Source organism: Streptomyces sp. NPDC006314, assembly GCF_040613075.1.
Classification (GTDB): Bacteria; Actinomycetota; Actinomycetes; order Streptomycetales; family Streptomycetaceae; genus Streptomyces.
The window spans coordinates 1-4,532 of record NZ_JBEXRL010000059.1 but is presented as its reverse complement, the minus strand read 5'-3'; the positions used below and the strand labels follow the sequence as shown (position 1 = coordinate 4,532).

1 protein-coding gene is annotated in these 4,532 nt (G+C 73.2%); it reads right to left on the bottom strand.

The genetic code is table 11. The features are described 5' to 3' along the window. Positions 1-4,496: SDR family NAD(P)-dependent oxidoreductase (locus ABZ079_RS36680; protein ID WP_356943772.1), on the bottom strand; the 4,496-nt coding region annotated here is incomplete at its 3' end. Positions 4,497-4,532 lie beyond the last annotated feature (36 nt).

Below are 4,532 nucleotides of genomic sequence, written 5' to 3'. Positions count from 1 at the left end.
TCGATGAGTTCGGCTCGGCTTCGCCCGACGACGACGGCCCGGTGATCGAACTCCGTCCGGCTCGCCAGGGTCCAGCCGACGTTCACCGGCGACAGCTCTGCGTCGCCCTCGGCGTGGGTCCGCAGCTTGGCCGCCTGCTCCCGCAGAGCATCGGCACTACGCGCGGACAGCACCCACGGCACCGCGACCGGCTCGACAGGAACCGACTGCTCCGACTGCTCAGCCTCCGGTGCCTGCTCCAGGATGACGTGCGCGTTCGTACCACTCACACCGAACGACGACACACCCGCCCGACGCGGACGCCCCTCGGCCTCCGGCCACTCCCGCGCTTCGGCCAGCAACTCCACCGCACCCGCCGACCAATCGATCTTCGACGACGGCGTCTCCGCATGCAGCGTCCGCGGCAGCACACCGTGCCGCATCGCCTGCACCATCTTGATCACACCGGCGACACCCGCGGCAGCCTGCGCATGCCCGATGTTCGACTTCAACGACCCCAGCCACAACGGCCGCTCACGGTCCTGCCCATAGGTCGCGATCAGCGCCTGCGCCTCGATCGGATCACCCAGCGTCGTACCCGTCCCATGCGCCTCCACCGCGTCCACATCCGACGCCGAAAGACCCGCACTCGCCAGCGCCGCACGGATGACGCGCTGCTGCGAAGGCCCGTTGGGGGCGGTCAGCCCGTTGCTGGCGCCGTCCTGGTTCACAGCCGAACCACGCACCACCGCCAGCACCTTGTGGCCGTTGCGCCGCGCGTCCGACAACCGCTCCAGCACCAGCATGCCCACACCCTCGGCCCAGCCCGTGCCGTCGGCGCCGTCGGAGAAGGACTTGCAGCGGCCGTCAGGCGACAGCCCCCGCTGCCGGCTGAACTCCACGAAGGCCATGGAGGTGGCCATCACGTTCACTCCGCCCGCCAGCGCCAACGTGCACTCGCCATTGCGCAGTGCCTGCGCCGCCAGGTGCAGGGCGACCAGCGACGATGAGCACGCGGTGTCCACCGTCACCGCGGGGCCTTCGAGTCCGAAGATGTAGGCCACACGGCCCGAGATGGCGGAGGTGGTGCTGCCGGTGAGGTAGTAGCCCTCACTGCCCTCGGCGGCCTGCTCGCGGCCGAAGGCATAGCCCTGGGCCGCGGCGCCGGCGAAGACGCCGGCCTGGGAGCCGCGCAGGGAGGTGGGCTCGATGCCCGCGCGTTCGAAGGCCTCCCATGATGCTTCGAGCAGCAGTCGCTGCTGCGGGTCCATCGCCAGCGCCTCGCGCGGGGAGATGCCGAAGAAGCCCGCGTCGAACTCGGCGGCCGTGTGCAGGAAGCCGCCGCTGCGGACGTACGACGTGCCGGGGCGGGTGGCGTCGGCGTCGTACAGCGCGTCGAGGTCCCAGCCGCGGTCCGTGGGGAAGCCGGTGATGCCGTCCCCGCCCGAGGCCAGCAGGTCCCACAGGGCCTCCGGGGAATCGGCGTCGCCCGGGTAACGGCAGCTCATGCCGATGATGGCGATGGGGTCGTCGTCCGGCTGCGCGACAGTGGCCGGTCCGGGGGCTTCCGGGCCCGGTGCTGTGCCGAGCAGTTCGTCGTGCAGGTGGCGCGCCAGGTCACCCGGGGTCGGGTGGTCGAAGACGAGGGTGGCGGGCAGCCTCAGGCCGGTCGCGGCGTTGAGGCGGTTGCGCAGTTCCACCGAGGTCAGCGAGTCGAACCCGAGTTCCTTGAAGGCCCGGCTCTCCTCGACCGCGGTCGCCGAACCGTGGCCCAGGACGGTCGCGACGTGCCCGCAAACGAACTCCGAGAGCGCGGCGAGCTGTTCGGCCTCCGGCCGTCCGGCCAGCTGCCGGACGAGGCCCGATTCGGCGGTCGTGGACCGGCCGGTGGCCGTGGCTCGGGTGCGGCGCGCGGTGGAGCCGCGTACCAGGCCGCGCAGCAGGGGCGGCAGGGGGGCCTCGGCGGCACGCAGGGCGGCCGTGTCGAACCGGACGGGCACGGTGAGCGCGCCGTCCGCGGCGACGGCGGTGTCGAACAGCGCCAGCGCCTCCTCGGAGGACAGCGGCGTGAGCCCGGAGCGGGCGATGCGGGCGCGGTCGACGTCGGCCAGATCGCCCGTCATGCCGCTGCGCTCTTCCCAGAAGCCCCAGGCCAGCGACGTGCCGGGAAGCCCCTCGGCGCGGCGGGCGGCGGCCAGCGCGTCGAGAAAGGTGTTGGCCGCCGCGTAGTTGCCCTGGCCGGCGTTGCCGAGTACGCCCGAGACGGACGAGAACAGGACGAACGCCGAGAGGTCCAGGTCGCGCGTCAGTTCGTGCAGGTGCCACGCGGCCTCAACCTTGGGACGCAGCACAGTGTCGATGCGCTCGGCGGTGAGCGTGGGCAGCATGCCGTCGTCCAGGACGCCGGCGGTGTGGATGACGGTGGTGAGCGGGTGCTCGGCGGGCACGCCGTCCAGGAGCTCGGCCAGAGCTTCCCGGTCGGCGACGTCGCACGCCACCAGGCGGGTGCGGGCGCCGAGCGCATCCAGTTCGGCTACGAGTTCGGCGGCGCCCTCGGCGGCCGGGCCGCTGCGGCTGACGAGCAGGAGGTTCTGCACCCCGTGGCGTTCCACGAGATGCCGGGCCATCAGCCGGCCGAGGGTACCGGTGGCGCCGGTGATCAGTGCGGTCCCGGTTCCGGTGCCGGCCGGCGGGGCGGGCACGGTGAGTACCACCTTGCCGATGTGCCGGGCCTGGCTGAGGTGACGGAACGCCTCAGGCGCCCGCCGGATGTCCCAGGAGGCGACGGGCAGCGGAGTGAGCACACCCTGCTCGAACAGCTCCAGCAGTTCGGCCAGCATCTCCTGGGTGCGGTCGAGTCCGGCCTCTCCCAGGTCGAACGCCTGGTAGACGACGCCGGGGTGGGCGGCGGCGACCTCCGCAGGGTTCCGCTGGTCGGTCTTGCCCATCTCCAGGAAGCGCCCGCCGCGCGGCAGCAGCCTGAGCGAGGCGTCCACGAACTCGCCCGCGAGCGCGTCCAGCACCACGTCCATGCCGCGACCGCCGCTCGCCGAGCGGAAGCGCTCCTCGAAGTCGAGGGTGCGTGAGGAGGCGATGCGGGCCTCCTCCAGCCCGGCGGAGCGCAGCGCGTGCCACTTGCCCTCACTGGCGGTGCCGTACACCTCGGCGCCCCAGTGCCGGGCCAGCTGGACGGCGGCCATGCCGACGCCCCCGGCGGCGTTGTGCACGAGCACCGATTCTCCGGGGCACAGGCCGGCCAGGTCGCGCAGGCCGTAGTACGCCGTGAGGAAGACGACGGGCACGGACGCGGCCTGGACGAACGACCAGCCGGTCGGCATGGGCGCGAGCATTCGCCGGTCCGTGACCGCGACGGGGCCGAACGCCCCGGAGAAGACGCCCATCACCCGGTCGCCGGCCGCCAGGTCGGTCACGCCCTCGCCGACTTCGAGTACGACGCCGGCGGCCTCGTTGCCCATCACCTGCTGGTTCGGTACGACGCCCAGGGCGAGCAGGACGTCCCGGAAGTTCATACCGGCGGCCCGCACCTGGACCCGCACCTGGCCGGGGCCGAGCGGCTCCTCGGCCGAGGGGCTCTCCCGCAGCTCAAGGTTGGCGAACGAGCCCTTGACGGGGATCTCCAGCCGCCAGGCCGACGTTCCGGCCGGCGGGAGCAGCGCCCCGCCGCCCTGGCCCACCCGGGCCAGCCGGGGCACGCGTACCTCACCGTCCCGCACCGCCACCTGCGGCTCGTCCTGCGCCAGCGCCCACAGCAGGGCCGTCGGCAGCACCTCACGGGAGGCGTCGCCGCCATCGGTGTCGAGCAGCAGGAACCGGTCCGGGTTCTCGGTCTGCGCCGAGCGCAGCAGCCCCCACACGGGAGCGTGCGCGAGATCCGCCACGCCCTCGTCCGGGCCGACCGCCACGGCGCCACGCGTCACCACTGCCAGCCGCGTCCCGGCCGTAGCGAACCGCGCGTCCGTCAGCCAGGTCTGTACGACGTCCAGGACCTGGTGCGTCGCCGCTCGGGCGGCCTCCACCGTGTCGGCCCGACCCTGCGAAGCCACCGCCGGAACCGGAAGGACGACGAGGTCCGGAAGGGCCGCGCCGGCGGCGACCGCGTCGGCCAGCGCGGCCAGATCGGGGTGGACGTCGGCGGCGAGAGCAGCACCGAGTCCGGCCGAGTCGTCGCCGAGCAGTGCCCAGCGACGGGACTCGGCGGTGTGGTCGGCCGTCGCCGCCCTGACCGAAGTCCAGTCGAGGTGGAAGAGCGCCTCGTGTCCCGGCGTGCGGCCGGCGTTCGCGGCAGCTGCGAGCTGCTCCCGGTCGACGGGCAGACAGACCAGGGAGTCCACGGTGGCGACGGGCTGTCCGGTGCCGTCGGCGACGGTCACCGACAGCGCGTCCGTACCCGACGGCGCCAGACGCACCCGCAGCACCGACGCACCCGACGCATACAACGACACGCCACGCCACTCGAACGGCAACCGCGCCCGGCCGTCGGAGAAGAACTCCCCCAACCGCACACCATGCAACGCCGCATCCAGCAACGCCGG